A 14797-nucleotide genomic window follows, 5' to 3' on the forward strand; every position below is an offset into this window, starting at 1 on the left:
GCCGGGCCGACGCCGTGTCAGATACGGACGCCGAACTGGTACGGCATGTTGCTCATCGACTCGTACCGCACGACGGCGCCGGTGTGCGGGGCGTGCAGGACCATGCCCTTGCCCGCGTACAGACCGACGTGGTGCAGGTCGCCGTAGAAGAAGACGAGGTCGCCGATCTGGAGCTGGCTCTGCGAGTAGATGCGCTGGCCGGCGTTGGCCTGGGCCTCGGACTGGCGCGGGATGGTGATGTTCGCCTGGGCGTAGGCCCAGGAGGTCAGACCCGAGCAGTCGAACGTCGAGGGCCCGTTGTGGGCGTACTGGTACGGGCTGCCGATCTTCGACTGGGCGGCGGCGAAGGCGGCGCCCGCGTGGCCGCTGCCCGGGGTGATGTTGCCCAGGTCGACCCGCTCGGTGCCGCGGGTGGCCCGGGTCTGCTCGGCCTGGGCGAGCTGCTGCTTCTCCTGCGCGGTGAGCGTGTTCAGCAACTGCCGCGCCTCGGCCAGCTTGCCCTGGACCTGCTGCTTCTGGCGGCCCAGTTCGGTGCGGGTGGCGGCGAGGTCCCTGAGCTTGCCGGTGGCCTCGGCGCGCTGCTGGGCGAGCCGGCGCTGCTTGTCCTGGATCTTCTTCAGGGAGTCGGCCTGCTGCCCGCTGACCTGGCTGAGGGTGGCGGCCTTGTCCAGGTACTCGTCCGGGTGCGAGGACAGGAAGAGCTGGAGCGAGGGGTCGATGCCGCCGCTGCGGTACTGGCCCGCGGCCATCGAACCGAGCGCGTCACGCAGCTTGTTGAGCTCCTGCTGGCCGCGGGCGACGTTGTCCTGGATGGTGGAGATCTCCTTCTGGAGCTTCTCCTGCTTCTCCTTGGCGCCGTTGTACTTCTCGGTGGCCTGCTCCGCCTGCTCGTAGAGCGCGTCGACCTTGGACTTGACCTCGTCCTTGCTCGGCTTCGCGCCGGGGGCCGCGTTGGCCGCCTGCGCGCTGATGGCGACGGCGGCGGCCGCCGCCGTGGTCAGCACGGTGACGCGGGTGCGGCTGGGCTTTTTGGGTCGACGGTGGGACGCCACGGAAGCGAACTCCTTCTGCTGGGTGAACTCCCGTTCGGGAGTTCGAGTTTAAACCTAGTGATCCGGGCTCCTCGGCGCCAGGCTCGGGGCGTTCCGTTTCCTGCGCTCCACCTGGTAGGAAGTTGCAGCCCCGGCGCGTAACGTGGCGCCCCATGAAGATCCTCATCAGCGCGGACATGGAGGGCGCCACCGGTGTGACCTGGCCGGCCGATGTGCTGCCGGGGACGCCGCAGTGGGAGCGGTGCCGGTCGATGTTCACCTCGGACGTCAACGCCGCGGTGCTCGGCTTCCTCGACGGCGGCGCCGACGAGGTCCTCATCAACGAGGCCCACTGGTCGATGCGCAACCTGCTGCTCGAAGAGCTGGACGACCGGGCGCAGATGCTCACCGGACGGCACAAGTCGCTGTCCATGGTGGAGGGCGTGCAGCACGGCGACGTGGACGGCATCGCCTTCGTCGGCTACCACGCGGGCGCCGGTATGGAGGGCGTCCTCGCCCACACCTACCTGGCCAACTCCATCACCGGGGTGTGGATCGACGACGTGCGGGCCAGCGAGGGACTGCTCAACGCGCATGTGGTCGCCGAGTACGGTGTGCCGGTGGTCCTGGTCACCGGCGACGACGTGGCCTGCGAGGACGCGCTCGGATACGCGCCCGAGGCGCTGAAGGTCGCCGTCAAGGACCATGTGTCGCGGTACGCGGCGGTGTGCCGGACCCCGGCCCGCACCGCCGCCGACATCCGCGCCGCCGCCCGTGAGGCGGCCGCCCTGGCGGTGCGCCGTCCGCCGGTCGCGGGCGGCCCCTTCACCGTCGCGGTCGAGTTCGACGCCGAGCACCTGGCCATGGCCGCCACCGTGGTGCCGGGCGTCACCCGGGCCGGTGAGCGCAAGGTGGCCTACACCAGCGCGACCATGTACGAGGGAATCCGCACGTTCAAGGCGGTCACCACGATCGCTTCGGCCGCCATCGAGGAGCAGTATGGCTGACGCGCAGGCGCTGGACGAGGTCGTCCGCTTCACCTCCGACCTGATCCGCATCGACACCACCAACCGGGGCGGCGGCGACTGCCGCGAACGCCCGGCCGCCGAGTACGCCGCCGAGCAGCTCGCGGCGGCCGGGACGCGGCCGGTGCTCCTGGAGCGGACCCCGGGCCGGACCAATGTGGTCGCCCGGATCGAGGGCACCGACCCGTCCGCGCCCGCCCTGCTCGTCCACGGCCACCTGGACGTGGTCCCGGCCCAGGCGGCGGACTGGAGCGTGCACCCGTTCTCCGGCGAGGTCCGCGACGGCGTCGTGTGGGGCCGGGGCGCCGTCGACATGAAGAACATGGACGCGATGATCCTCGCGGTAGTCCGCTCCTGGGCCCGCCAGGGGGTGCGGCCCCGCCGGGACCTGGTCGTCGCCTTCACCGCCGACGAGGAGGCCAGCGCCGAGGACGGCTCCGGCTTCCTCGCCGAGGAGCACCCCGAGCTGTTCGAGGGCTGCACCGAGGGCATCAGCGAGTCCGGCGCGTACACCTTCCACGACGGCGCCGGACGGCAGATCTACCCGATCGCCGCCGGGGAGCGCGGCACCGCCTGGCTGAAGCTGACCGCGCGCGGCCGGGCCGGTCACGGCTCCCGGGTGAACACGGAGAACGCGGTGACCCGGCTGGCCGCCGCGATCACCCGGATCGGCGCCCACCAGTGGCCCCTGCGGCTCACCCCCACGGTCCGCGCCGCCCTCACCGAACTGGCCGCGCTGTACGGCCTGGAGGCCGACCCGGACAGCCTGGACAGCGCCGACGGTGTGGACGTGCTGTTCGACAAGCTCGGCCCCGCCGCCCGCCTGGTGGAGGCGACGCTGCGCAACAGCGCCAACCCGACCATGCTGGACGCCGGTTACAAGGTGAACGTCATCCCGGGCGAGGCCGTCGCCCATGTCGACGGACGGTATCTGCCCGGCGGCGAGGACGAGTTCCGCGCCACCCTGGACCGGCTCACCGGGCCCGACGTGGACTGGGAGTTCCACCACCGCGAGGTGGCGATCCAGGCACCCCTCGACTCCCCGACGTTCGCCGCGATGCGCGCCGCCGTCCAGGAGTTCGCGCCCGAGGGCCATGTCGTGCCGTACTGCATGGCGGGCGGCACCGACGCCAAGCAGTTCTCGCGGCTGGGCATCACCGGCTACGGCTTCTCGCCGCTGAAACTGCCCGAGGGCTTCGACTACGACGCGCTGTTCCACGGCGTCGACGAACGTGTCCCCGTCGAGGCGCTGCACTTCGGTGTCCATGTGCTCGACCGCTTCCTGCGGACGTCCTGAGCGAGTTGGGAGAAGGAAACAGTGGAGACCCTGCCGTACGGTTCCTGGCCCTCGCCGATCGACGCGGCGCTGGCCGCCGCGCACGACGGAAAGCCGGAGTTCGTGGGTTTCGTCGGCGACGAGGTGTGGTGGACCGCGCCGCGGCCCGCCGAGGGCGGGCGGCGGACGCTGGTGCGGCGGGGTGCCGACGGCACCGAGGAGCCGGTCCTGCCGCCGCCGTGGAACGTGCGCAGCAGGGTCATCGAGTACGGCGGCCGGCCCTGGGACGGGACGGTCGTGGACGGCACCCCGCTGATCGTCTTCGTGAACTTCGCCGACCAGCGGCTCTACCGCCACGAGCCCGGCGGCACCCCGCGCCCGCTCACCCCCGTCTCGGCGGTGGGCGGCGGACTGCGCTGGGCCGAGCCGCAGTTGCTCGTCGACCGCGGCGAAGTCTGGTGCGTGCTGGAGGAGTTCACCGGCGAGGGTCCCAGCGACGTACGGCGCGTCCCGGCCGCCGTACCGCTGGACGGATCGGCCGCCGAGGACCGGGCCGCGGTGCGCGAACTGACCGCCGAACGGCACCGGTTCGTGACCGGGCCGCGCCTGTCGCCGGACGGGCGGCGGGCCGCCTGGCTGGCCTGGGACCACCCGAGGATGCCCTGGGACGGCACCGAACTCCTGGTCGCCGACGTCAGCGACGACGGCCGCCTCACCGCGCCCCGCACCGTCGCGGGCGGCCCCGAGGAGTCCGTCGCCCAGGCGGACTGGGCCGCCGACGGCTCCCTGCTGTACGCGAGCGACCGCGGCGGCTGGTGGAACCTCTACCGCGACGGGCGTCCGCTGTGTCCGCGCGAGGAGGAGTTCGCCGGGCCGCTGTGGAAGCTCGGGCAGCGCTGGTTCGCGCCGCTGGACAGCGGTCTCGTCGCCGTCGTGCACGGCCGCGGCGCCACCGCCCTCGGCATACTCGACCCGGAGAGCGGCGAGGTCGTCGACGCGGCCGGGCCCTGGGGCGAGTTCGACGCCACCCTCGCGGTGCACGGCGGACGGGTGGTCGGCGTCGGCGCCGGACCGCTCGGCTCCCACGAGGTCGTCGAACTGGACACCCGCACCGGACGGGCCCGCGTCGTCGGCGCCGCCCACCGCGACCCGGTCGACCCCGCCCACTACCCCGAACCGCGGGTGCGCACCTTCACCGGACCGGGCGGCCGCGAGGTGCACGCCCATGTCTACCCGCCGCACCACCCCGGCTGCGCCGCGCCCGCCGGGGAACTGCCGCCCTACGTGGTGTGGGCGCACGGCGGACCCACCAGCCGGTCCCCGCTCGTCCTCGACCTGGAGATCGCCTACTTCACCTCACGCGGCATCGGCGTCGCCGAGGTGAACTACGGCGGCTCCACCGGATACGGCCGCGTGTACCGCGAGCGGCTGCGGGAGCAGTGGGGTGTCGTCGATGTCGAGGACTGCGCGGCCGTCGCGCTCGCCCTCGCCGACGAGGGCACCGCCGACCGCGGACGGCTGGCGATCCGGGGCGGCAGCGCGGGCGGCTGGACCACCGCGGCCTCGCTGACCGGCACCGACGTCTACGCCTGCGGCACCGTCCTCTACCCGATCCTCGATCTCACGGGCTGGGGCACGGGGGAGACCCACGACTTCGAGTCGCAGTACCTGGAGAGCCTGGTGGGACCGCTCGCCGAGGTGCCCGGCCGGTACGCCGAGCGTTCGCCCGCCGAGCACGCCGACCGGATCACCGCGCCGTTCCTGCTGCTCCAGGGCCTGGACGACGTGATCTGCCCGCCCGTGCAGTGCGAACGCTTCCTCGCCCGGCTCCGCGGACGCGACGTACCGCACGCCTACCTCACCTTCGAGGGGGAGGGGCACGGCTTCCGCCGGGCCGAGACGATGGTGCGCGCCCTGGAGGCGGAACTCTCCCTGTACGCCCAGGTGTTCGGCCTGGACCCGGCCGGGATCCCCACCCTGGAGCTGGACACGTGAAGGAACTGCTGCGTCCCGCCCGGCTCGCCCCCGGCGCCCGCGTCGCCGTCGTCGCCCCCAGCGGACCCGTACCCGAGGAACGCCTCCAGTCCGGGCTCGACGTCCTGCGCGGCTGGGACCTCGACCCGGTCGTGGCACCCCATGTGCTGGACCGGCACGAGGAGTTCGCCTATCTCGCCGGGGCCGACGCCGACCGGGCCGCCGACCTCCAGCGGGCCTGGTGCGACCCGTCGGTGGACGCGGTGCTGTGCGCCCGGGGCGGCTACGGGGCGCAGCGCATGGCCGACCTGCTCGACTGGGAGGCGATGCGCGCGGCGGGACCCAAGGTGTTCGTCGGCTTCAGCGACATCACCGCGCTGCACGAGGCGTTCGCCGTCCGGCTGGGCCTGGTCACCCTGCACGGGCCGATGGCCGCCGGGATCGACTTCCTCAAGAACGCCCGCGCGCAGGAGCATCTGCGGGCCACCCTGTGCACACCCGAAGCGGTCCGGGTGATCCCCTCGGACGGGACGGCCCTCGTCCCCGGGCGGGCCCGGGGCGTCACGCTCGGCGGCTGCCTCGCCCTGCTCGCCGCCGACCTCGGCACGCCGCACGCCCGGCCGTCCGCCGCCGGCGGCCTGCTCTGCCTGGAGGACGTCGGCGAGGAACCGTACCGCCTGGACCGCTACCTCACACAACTGCTGCGGGCCGGCTGGCTGGAGCGGGTGAGCGGGGTGCTGCTCGGCTCGTGGAAGGACTGCGGCGCACCCGAGCGGGTGCGCGCGCTGCTCGCCGACCGGCTGGGCGGACTCGGGGTGCCCGTCGCGGCCGACTTCGGGTTCGGGCACTGCGCGGGCGCCCGCACGATGCCCTTCGGGGTGGCCGCCGAACTCGACGCGGAAGCGGGCACCTTGGCGCTGGACACACCCGCGCTGCGCTGACCGGCGCCGCCGGTGCCCGCGCGGCCCGGCGGAACGCCCGCACACCGCGTCCCGCCGAGGGGCCCGGCTGAATCACGGACGAGGACCGGGCCGGGTTCCTGGTTCTGCGAGAGACCCGGCGGCGCCATCGCCGGACACATCAGCATCAACAGCACGGCCTCCCTCGCGCCGGCCCGCTCCTGTGGCTTCCGGCGGAAGGGCTGCTCCGCGAAGGCGCCGTACGCCGACGGGGCCTGGCGCGGCCATGGACGCCGGGCGCTCAGAGCCGGGACGCGGGCTTCCGGTTGATCTTCATCGTGTCCAGGTCGGTGACGGTCGAGCGCAGGTCCCGGAAGCCGCAGCCGAGCGCCCGCAGCGCACCCTCCGCGCGGTCCTCCGCGAGCGCCGCCGCCATCTCCTCGCCGTCCGCGGCGTCCGACACCACCACGTAGCGCATCGAGAAGTGCTTCAGCGGCACCGGTTCGTAGGACAGCGAACCCTCCTCGGTGAACCGCATGCTCGTCATGCCGTGGTCGCCCGCCTCGGCGAGCAGCCGCGCCCGCGCCTCGTCGGTCAGTCCGTCCCAGGTACCCCGGACGATGACCCGGTAGGTGTGCTGCTCGCTCATCGCGTCCCGTGCTCCTCGGTGCCGTGCGTGCCCGCGCGCGCGGGCACGGCCGAAGCCCCGACTGTACGTCGCCCGCCGGGCCGCGGCCCACGGGATTTCCGCGCCGCCCGGCACGGCCCGCCCGCACGCTTTGCGCAATCCTGACGTGTGCCGCCCCTGGTCAGCTCCCCGCTCACCGGGTTCCATGGTGATCGTGACGACGATCCGACGCGAGGTACTGACGCTCCCCGCCGCACCGCTGGGCCCGGACAACCCGCTGCCCGCGCTGCGCCCGCTCGACGAGGCGCACCGCATCGAGGACCGGGACCGGGCCGGCCTGCCGCACGACATGGCCCGGCAGATCGGCTACGCCCCCCTGCACAGCCTGCTGCCCGCGCGGATCCGCGACGGCTACGGCCGCACCCGGCGGCCGGCCGCCGTCGACGCCCTCGTCCTGGAGAACGACCGGCTGCGCGCCACCGTCCTGCCCGGCCTCGGCGGCCGGATCGCCTCCCTCGTGCACAAGCCCACCGGCCGCGAACTCCTCTACCGCAACCCGGTGTTGCAGCCCGCCAACTTCGCCCTCAACGGCGCCTGGTTCTCCGGCGGCATCGAGTGGAACATCGGCGCCACCGGGCACACCACCCTGTCCTGCGCACCCGTGCACGCCGCCCGCCTCCCCGCCCCGGACGGCGGCGCCATGCTGCGCCTGTGGGAGTGGGAGCGGCTGCGCGACCTGCCGTTCCAGGTGGACCTGTGGCTGCCCGAGGGCTCCGACTTCCTGCACGTCGGCGTCCGCGTCCGCAACCCGCACGAGCGGCCCGTGCCCACCTACTGGTGGTCCAACATCGCCGTCCCCGAGGAGCGCCGGGTCCTCGCCCCCGCCGACGAGGCGTGGCACTTCGGTTACGAACGCCGCCTGACCCGCGTCCCCGTCCCCGAGCACGACGGCGCCGACCGCACCTACCCCCTCAACAGCCCTTATGCCGCAGACTACTTCTACGAGGTGCCCGACGGCCGCCGCCGCTGGATCGCCGCCCTCGACGAGGAGGGCACCGGTCTGGTGCAGACCTCCACCGACGCGCTGCGCGGGCGCAAGCTGTTCGTCTGGGGCTCGGGGCCCGGCGGACGGCGCTGGCAGCAGTGGCTGACCGAGCCCGGCACCGGCGGCTACTGCGAGATCCAGGCCGGACTGGCCCGCACCCAGCTCGAACACGTACGCCTGGAGCCGGAGAGCGAGGTGGCGTGGCTAGAGTCCTACGGACCGCTCGACGCGCCCGCCCCGGCGGGGGAGTGGGACGCCGCCGTACGGTGCACCGAGGAGCGTCTCGAAGCGGTCCTGCCGCGCGCGGCCGTCGAGGCCGCCCACGCCGCCTGGCGGCCGTACGCCGACACCGAACCGGAGGAGATCCTCAGCGCCGGGTCCGGCTGGGGCGCGCTCGAAGTCCTGCGCTCCGGCTGGAAGCTGCCCGGCACGCCGTTCTCCGAGTCCGCCCTCGGCGCCGCCCAGGAGCCCTGGCGGGAACTGCTGCGCACCGGTTCCTTCCCCGAGCGGCACCGGCAGGACCCGCCCGGCGAGAGCCTGGTCGCCCCGCACTGGCGGGACCTGCTGGAGACGGCGCCCGCCGGTCCGCTGGCCGAGTACCACCTCGGCGTCGCCCAGTGGCACGCGGGCGACCGCGCGCAGGCGGTGCGCAGTTGGGAGCGCGCCCTCGAACGCGCCGCGCTGCGCTGGCCGTCGCTGCGCTGCCTGGCCGTCGCCGACCAGGAGGCGGGCCACCACGAGCGGGCCGCCGACCGGTACACCGAGGCGTTCGACGACCTGTGCCGCGCCGCCACCGGGCAGGACGGGGAGGACGGCGACGTCAGCGCCGCCGTCGCCCTCGCAGCCCTGGGCCGCGAGGCGATCGAGGCGCTGCTGCACTCGGGCCGGGCGGCCGGTGCGCGCTCCGTGTGGGACCGGCTGCCCGCCGCCACCCGCGCACGCGGCCGGTTCCGGCTGCTGGAGGCGGAACTGCTGCTCGCGGAGGGGCACCGCGAGCGCGCCCGTGCCGTCTTCGAGGACGGCTTCGAGGTCGCCGACCTCAGGGAGGGCGACGAGCGGATCGGCCGGGTGTGGGAGCGGGCGGTGGGCACACCGCTGCCGGAGCGCCACGACTTCCGGATGCGGCCGTCGTCGCACTGACCGCCGTGGGCGGGCGCCCCGGTGCCGGTCAGCCGCGGCGGTCCACGTACTCGTACACCGACCCGTCCGGATGCACGGCGATGAGATTGCGGCCCGCCGGGGTGCCGACCGGGCCCGCGATCACCCGGGCGCCCAGCGAGGTCAGCACCCGGGCCGCCTCCTCGACGTCCGCCACGGCGATCGTCGCCGACACCTTGCGCAGCACCTCCAGCTCGGCCGCGGGGCCGCTCATCAGCAGAAAGCAGCCGACCGCGGCCACCTTCACCCCGCCGCGTCCGAACCGGAGGGCGGGGGTGCCCGCCAGGCGTTCGTAGAAGGGGACGGCGGTCTCCAGGTCGTCGACGCAGACGCGCAGGCTGGTTCCCAGAATCTCCATGCCAGGGAGCCTAGTTGGGCGCCCGGCCCGGCGGAGATCGTTTGCGCCGACTGCCGCGGGACCGCCGGACCGGCCACGCGTGACGCGTCCCTGTGCGGGTACCCGCAGCTCCATGGAGCGCCTCGAACACATGGAGCATCTGGACAAGCACCTGGTCGACGAACTGGCGCAGGTGGCACGCGAGACGGTGCGCGACGAACTGCGCGAGCAGGCCCGCAGGCAGCGCCGTACGGCCCTGCTGTACGCCGCGTCGGGCGCGGTCGCCCTGTACGCGGGCGCGGCCGTCGCGCTCGCCGTGGGACTGGCCCTCGCGATCGGACTGCCCGGCTGGGCCGCCGCCCTGATCACGGCGGCGGTGCTGGGCGCGGCGGCCTATGCGCTGCGCCGCGCCGCGCGGCCGGGGGCACCGGGAACAGCGGCAGCGGGGGTGGCGGGCGGTCCGGAGGCGGCCCGTGCGCCGCACCCGGCGGCCTCGCACGTGCCGCCGATGCCGCCGAGCCCGCCCGCCGTGCCGCGTCCGCCGCACACCCGGGGAGACGACGTGTCCTGAGCGGCACCCCGACAGCAGCATCCGGCGTCCGCCCCGCCCCCCCGTCAGTATCGACTGATGTCCGGGGGCGGGGCGCGTCAGTGCGGGAGCTGCGGCAGCACCTTCGTACGGTAGAAGTCGAAGAAGCCGCGCCGGTCGGGGCCGATCTGGTTGACGTACACCCGGTCGAAGCCCGCGTCGGCGTACTCCCGCAGCGTGGCCGCATGCTGGTCCGCGTCGTCGCCGCACACCACGTTGTCGCGGACCATGTCCTCGGTGACCAGCGGCTCCAGCTGCTCGAAGTGGCGGGGTGTGGGCAGCACCTGGCCCATCTCGCCCGGCAGTTGCTCGTTGTACCACAGCCGGTGCACGGTGCGGACGCACTCCTCGCGGTCGTGCCCGAAGCACACCTTCGTCCCGCCGCTGACGAGCTTGGCCCCGCCCCCGCCCTTGCGGTACTGCGTGACCATCTCCTCGTCCGGCGTCATCGTGATGTACCCGTCGCCCACCCGCGCCGCGAGTGAGGTCGCCTTCGGGCCGAAGCCGGAGACATCGATCGGCACCGGTTCCTCGGGGACGGTGTACAGCCGGGCGTTCTCCACCGTGTAGTGCGTGCCGTGGTGGTTGACCTCCTTGCCCGTGAACAGGCGGCGCATCACCTGGATCGCCTCCTCCAGCATCTCCAGGCGGACATGCGCGGGCGGCCAGCGGTCGCCGAGGATGTGCTCGTTGAGCGCCTCCCCGGTGCCCACACCGAGCCGGAAGCCGCCCTCGGCCATCACCGCGGCGGTCGCCGCGGCCTGCGCCACCACGGCCGGGTGCATCCGCACCGTGGGACAGGTCACCGCCGTCTCGACGGGCAGCGACACCGCCTCGGACAGCGCCCCGATCACCGACCACACGAACGCGCTCTGACCCTGCGCGCCGTTCCACGGATGGTAGTGGTCGGAGATCCACAGGGCTTCGAATCCGGCCTGCTCGGCCATTCTGGCCTGCTCGACGAGTTCCGCCGGGCCGTACTGCTCGCAGGACAGGAAGTAGCCGTACTCGGGCATGGGGCGAACCTCCACGAAGGGGGCGGGCGGGACCGCGCACCCGAGTACCCGGGCGCGGGGCCGGAAACCGGCGCGGGGGCACCGGGCACGGGCCGCCGGAGCGCGTGGCGCCGGGCCGCCCGCACGTTTGGGTGCCCCGGCCCGGGGGACGCGGAAAGCTCCGTTCCAGGTACGCGAGAGCGCCGGAGGCGAACCGTGAGTCGACCCCGCATCGTGATCGTGGGCGCCGGTTTCGCCGGTTTCCACGCGGCCCGGACCCTGTCCCGGATGTCCCGGAACAGGGCCGACATCACCGTGCTGAACCCGACCGACTACTTCCTGTACGTGCCGCTGCTGCCCCAGGTGGCCGCGGGGGTGCTGGAGCCGCGCCGGGTCGCCGTCTCGCTCTCCGCCGGGCTGCCCGGGGTCCGCCTGGTGCTCGGCGAGGCCGGCCGGGTCGACCTGGACGCGCGCACCGTGCACTTCACCGGACCCGAGGGTGATCCCGGCACGCTCGGCTACGACCGGCTGGTGCTGGCGGTCGGCAGTGTCAACAAGCTGCTCCCGGTCCCCGGTGTCGCCGAGCACGCGCACGGCTTCCGGGGCCTGCCCGAGGCGCTGTACCTGCGCGACCACGTGACCCGCCAGATGGAACTGGCCGCCGCGGAGGACGATCCCGCGCTCCGTGCCGCCCGCCGCACCTTCGTCGTGGTCGGCGCGGGCTACACCGGGACCGAGGTGGCCGCGCACGGGAAGATGTACACCGACGCGCAGGCGCACGAGCGCCCGCCGGACCGCGGGACGCGGCCCCGCTGGCTGCTCCTGGACATCGCGGAGCGCGTCCTGCCCGAGCTGGACGAGCGGCTCTCGCGCACCGCCGACCGGGCGCTGCGGGACCGGGGCGTCGAGGTGCGCATGGGCACCTCCGTGCAGGAGGCCACCCATGAGGGGGTGCTGCTGACGGACGGCGGGTTCGTGCCGACCCGCACCCTCGTGTGGTGCGTGGGCGTCCGCCCCGACCCGCTGGTGGAGAGCATCGGGCAGGACCTGGAACGCGGCCGGATCGTCGTGGACCCCTACCTCCAGGTGCCGGGGCGGCCCGAGGTGTTCGCCTGCGGCGACGCGGCGGCCGTGCCCGACGCCCACCACCCCGGCTCCGTCACCCCGATGACCGCCCAGCACGCCTGGCGGCACGGCCGGATCGCCGCGATCAACGTCGCCGCCTCGCTCGGCGCCTGCGCGCGTCGGCCCTACCGTCACCGCGACCTGGGCTTCGTCGTGGACCTCGGCGGTGCGCGGGCCGCCGCCGATCCGCTGGGCCTCCCGCTGTCCGGGCTGCCGGCCGCCGTCGTCACCCGCGGCTACCACCTGGCCGCGATGCCGGGCAACCGGGTCCGGGTGGCCGCCGACTGGCTGCTGGGCGGCGTACTGCCGCGCCAGGCCGTCCAGTTGGGACTCGTACGGTCCTGGTCCGTGCCGCTGGACACCGCCTCCCCGGAACTGGCCCGGGTGGGCGGCGGGCCGGGCGGCAGAGGCGCTGGGACCGGCGAGGACAGCAAGGACAGTAGGCACAGCAGGGACAGCGAGGGCGGCAAGGGTGGAGAAGACGGCGGGGACGGAGAGAGCGTCACCGAGATCATCGACAACACCGAGAAGGCCCAACTGGCGGGCGCCGAACCGGCACCGCACACCACGGCACCGGCACGGGCGCCGGAGACCGGCCCCCGGTCCGGCCGGACCGGACCCGGGACCCGTACGAAGAGACCCCCGGAGGGCGGCCGGGAGCCCGTGCCGAACCGGTCCGCCCGGCGGCACGGCCCGAGGGGCCCCGACCCCGGCCCGGCCGTGCACCACGAGCACCACCCGGCCCCCGGCCCGGTCAAGCGGGCCGACATCCCCGCGGAAGGAGACTCATGAACCACGCCGAACTCGTCGACCTCGGCCAGCAGTTGCGCGTCGACAGTGTGCGGGCCGCCGCCGCGGCGGGCTCCGGGCACCCCACGTCCTCCATGTCCGCCGCCGACCTGATGGCGGTCCTGCTCGCCCACCACCTGCGCTACGACTTCGACCGGCCCGAACACCCCGGCAACGACCGCTTCGTCCTGTCCAAGGGACACGCCTCCCCGCTGCTGTACTCCGCCTACAAGGCGGCCGGCGCCGTCGACGACGACGAACTGCTCACCTTCCGCAAGCTGGGCAGCCGCCTTGAAGGCCACCCCACCCCGCAGCGGCTGCCGTGGGTGGAGACGGCCACCGGGTCGCTCGGCCAGGGGCTGCCCATCGGCGTCGGCATCGCCCTGGCGGGCAAGCGCCTGGACCACGCCGACTACCGCGTCTGGGTGCTGTGCGGCGACAGCGAGCTGGCCGAGGGGTCGATCTGGGAGGCCGCCGAGCACGCCGGGTACGAGCACCTGGACAACCTGACCGTGATCGTGGACGTCAACCGGCTCGGCCAGCGCGGTCCCACCCGGCACGGCCACGACCTGGACGCCTACGCCCGCCGCTTCCGCGCCTTCGACTGGCACACGGTCGAGATCGACGGCCACGACGTGGACGCGATCGACCGGGCCTACGGCGAGGCCGCCTCCACCAGGGGCCGGCCCACCGCGATCATCGCCCGCACCCTCAAGGGCAAGGGCGTCAAGGACACCGAGGACCGCGAGGGTCTGCACGGCAAGCCGCTGAAGGACCCCGACGAGGCGATCGAGGAACTCGGCGGCCCGCGCGACCTGCGCGTCCAGGTGCACGAACCGCCCTCCGCGCGCTCCCTGCACGCCGTGGGCGACGGCAGCCTCGAACTGCCCCGCTGGGAGCGCGGCGAGCAGGTCGCCACCCGCGACGCCTACGGACACGCGCTGGCCGCGCTCGGCACCGCGCGCGGCGACGTGGTGGCCCTGGACGGCGAGGTCGGCGACTCCACCCGCGCGGAGTTCTTCGCCAAGGAACACCCCGACCGCTACTTCGAGTGCTACATCGCCGAGCAGCAGATGGTCGCCACGGCGGTCGGCATGGCCCGGCGCGGCTGGGTGCCGTACGCCTCCACGTTCGCCGCGTTCCTGACCCGGGCGTACGACTTCGTGCGGATGGCCGCCGTCAGCGGTTCCGGGATCAACCTCAACGGCTCGCACGCGGGCGTGTCGATCGGTGAGGACGGGCCCAGCCAGATGGGCCTGGAGGACCTGGCCATGATGCGGACCGTGCACGGCTCGACCGTGCTCTACCCGTGCGACGCCAACCAGACCGCGCGGCTCGTCGCCACCATGGCCGGCCTGGACGGCATCCGCTATCTGCGCACCTCGCGCGGCGAGAGCCCGGTGCTGTACGGGCCCGACGAGGAGTTCCCGGTCGGCGGCAGCAAGGTGCTGCGCTCCTCGGACCGGGACCGGCTGACGATCGTCGCCGCGGGAGTCACCCTGCACGAGGCGCTCTCCGCCGCCGACTCCCTGGACCGGGAGGGCATCCCCGTGCGCGTCGTCGACCTGTACTCCGTCAAGCCCGTCGACCGGGCCACCCTGCGCGAGGCCGCCGAGGACACCGGGTGCCTGCTCACGGTCGAGGACCACCGGGAGGAGGGCGGCATCGGCGACGCGGTGCTCGACGCCTTCCTCGACGGCCGCCCGGTGCCCCGCCTGGTCCGGCTCGCGGTGCGCAGCATGCCGGGCTCGGCCACGCCCGCCGAGCAGCTGCACGCGGCGGGCATCGACGCGGAGTCCATCGCCGCCTCCGCCCGGCTCCTGGTGGAGGAAGCGGTGGTGCAGTGAGCTGAACCATCCGCACGACCAGTCGTGCCTGACCCCGCACCGCCGGCAGCCGGCGGTGCGGGGTCGACGAGCTGCGGGA

General features: G+C 74.1%; 12 protein-coding genes. 8 read left to right on the forward strand and 4 right to left on the reverse strand.

Annotation, left to right across the window (positions count from 1 at the left end; all coding sequences use genetic code 11):
• Positions 1 to 17 precede the first annotated feature (17 nt).
• Positions 18 to 1052, reverse strand: coding sequence for a C40 family peptidase (locus tag B086_RS0138255; RefSeq protein WP_018571730.1), 1035 nt, complete (start codon positions 1050 to 1052; stop codon positions 18 to 20).
• Positions 1053 to 1204: 152 nt separating this feature from the next.
• Between B086_RS0138255 and B086_RS0138260 the strand changes: the two genes are divergently transcribed.
• From B086_RS0138260 to B086_RS0138275, 4 genes are read left to right on the forward strand one after another with little or no spacing between them, the layout of a single operon-like run.
• Positions 1205 to 2038 carry a M55 family metallopeptidase gene (locus B086_RS0138260; protein WP_018571731.1) on the forward strand — a complete coding sequence of 278 codons (834 nt, stop codon included), beginning with the start codon at positions 1205 to 1207 and terminating at the stop codon, positions 2036 to 2038.
• On the forward strand, positions 2031 to 3353 hold the full coding sequence (locus B086_RS0138265; protein WP_018571732.1) for a M20/M25/M40 family metallo-hydrolase: 1323 nt from the start codon (positions 2031 to 2033) through the stop codon (positions 3351 to 3353). Before B086_RS0138260 ends, B086_RS0138265 begins: the two co-directional genes overlap by 8 nt.
• Positions 3354 to 3374: 21 nt before the next feature.
• On the forward strand, positions 3375 to 5327 hold the full coding sequence (locus B086_RS0138270) for an LpqB family beta-propeller domain-containing protein (protein ID WP_018571733.1): 1953 nt from the start codon (positions 3375 to 3377) through the stop codon (positions 5325 to 5327).
• Positions 5324 to 6247 (forward strand): S66 peptidase family protein, encoded by a 924-nt coding sequence (locus tag B086_RS0138275; RefSeq protein ID WP_018571734.1) that lies wholly within the window; start codon positions 5324 to 5326, stop codon positions 6245 to 6247. Before B086_RS0138270 ends, B086_RS0138275 begins: the two co-directional genes overlap by 4 nt.
• Positions 6248 to 6506: 259 nt before the next feature.
• Here B086_RS0138275 and B086_RS0138280 read toward each other — a convergent pair whose 3' ends face one another.
• Positions 6507 to 6854 carry a DUF6204 family protein gene (locus B086_RS0138280; protein ID WP_018571735.1) on the reverse strand — a complete coding sequence of 116 codons (348 nt, stop codon included), beginning with the start codon at positions 6852 to 6854 and terminating at the stop codon, positions 6507 to 6509.
• Positions 6855 to 7038: 184 nt separating this feature from the next.
• Here B086_RS0138280 and B086_RS0138285 point away from each other — a divergent pair, with 184 nt between their 5' ends.
• Positions 7039 to 9018 carry a DUF5107 domain-containing protein gene (locus B086_RS0138285; protein WP_018571736.1) on the forward strand — a complete coding sequence of 660 codons (1980 nt, stop codon included), beginning with the start codon at positions 7039 to 7041 and terminating at the stop codon, positions 9016 to 9018.
• 28 nt (positions 9019 to 9046) lie between these two features.
• On the opposite strand, the gene B086_RS0138290 is transcribed toward B086_RS0138285, so the two are convergent.
• A complete protein-coding gene (locus B086_RS0138290; RefSeq protein ID WP_018571737.1) occupies positions 9047 to 9394 on the reverse strand; it encodes a VOC family protein in 348 nt (115 codons plus the stop codon).
• Positions 9395 to 9506: 112 nt separating this feature from the next.
• On the opposite strand from B086_RS0138290, the gene B086_RS0138295 reads away from it, so the two are divergent.
• Positions 9507 to 9944, forward strand: a complete 438-nt coding sequence (locus tag B086_RS0138295) for a phage holin family protein (protein ID WP_026253210.1) — start codon at positions 9507 to 9509, stop codon at positions 9942 to 9944.
• A gap of 77 nt (positions 9945 to 10021) precedes the next feature.
• On the opposite strand, the gene B086_RS0138300 is transcribed toward B086_RS0138295, so the two are convergent.
• The gene (locus tag B086_RS0138300; protein WP_018571739.1) at positions 10022 to 10978 is read right to left on the reverse strand and encodes a TIGR03557 family F420-dependent LLM class oxidoreductase; all 957 of its coding nucleotides are present in this window, start codon (positions 10976 to 10978) and stop codon (positions 10022 to 10024) included.
• Positions 10979 to 11173: 195 nt separating this feature from the next.
• On the opposite strand from B086_RS0138300, the gene B086_RS0138305 reads away from it, so the two are divergent.
• Together B086_RS0138305 and B086_RS0138310 are read left to right on the forward strand one after the other, a co-directional pair.
• A complete protein-coding gene (locus tag B086_RS0138305) occupies positions 11174 to 12874 on the forward strand; it encodes an NAD(P)/FAD-dependent oxidoreductase (protein WP_026253211.1) in 1701 nt (566 codons plus the stop codon).
• A complete protein-coding gene (locus tag B086_RS0138310) occupies positions 12871 to 14718 on the forward strand; it encodes a transketolase (protein WP_018571741.1) in 1848 nt (615 codons plus the stop codon). The genes B086_RS0138305 and B086_RS0138310 overlap by 4 nt, the downstream gene beginning before the upstream one ends.
• The last annotated feature ends 79 nt before the right edge of the window (positions 14719 to 14797 follow it).

Origin of the sequence: Streptomyces sp. PsTaAH-124 (assembly GCF_000373685.1) — a bacterium.
In the GTDB taxonomy this organism is placed as follows: Bacteria; Actinomycetota; Actinomycetes; order Streptomycetales; family Streptomycetaceae; genus Streptomyces; species Streptomyces andamanensis.

Excerpts from the sequence above, each read along its gene's own strand:
- B086_RS0138300 (WP_018571739.1), bottom strand. The coding sequence starts at position 10,978 with ATGCCCGAGTACGGCTACTTCCTGTCCTGCGAGCAGTACGGCCCGGCG.
- B086_RS0138260 (WP_018571731.1), top strand. The coding sequence starts at position 1,205 with ATGAAGATCCTCATCAGCGCGGACATGGAGGGCGCCACCGGTGTGACC.
- B086_RS0138310 (WP_018571741.1), top strand. The coding sequence starts at position 12,871 with ATGAACCACGCCGAACTCGTCGACCTCGGCCAGCAGTTGCGCGTCGAC.
- B086_RS0138285 (WP_018571736.1), top strand. The coding sequence starts at position 7,039 with ATGGTGATCGTGACGACGATCCGACGCGAGGTACTGACGCTCCCCGCC.
- B086_RS0138295 (WP_026253210.1), top strand. The coding sequence starts at position 9,507 with ATGGAGCGCCTCGAACACATGGAGCATCTGGACAAGCACCTGGTCGAC.
- B086_RS0138280 (WP_018571735.1), bottom strand. The coding sequence starts at position 6,854 with ATGAGCGAGCAGCACACCTACCGGGTCATCGTCCGGGGTACCTGGGAC.
- B086_RS0138290 (WP_018571737.1), bottom strand. The coding sequence starts at position 9,394 with ATGGAGATTCTGGGAACCAGCCTGCGCGTCTGCGTCGACGACCTGGAG.
- B086_RS0138265 (WP_018571732.1), top strand. The coding sequence starts at position 2,031 with ATGGCTGACGCGCAGGCGCTGGACGAGGTCGTCCGCTTCACCTCCGAC.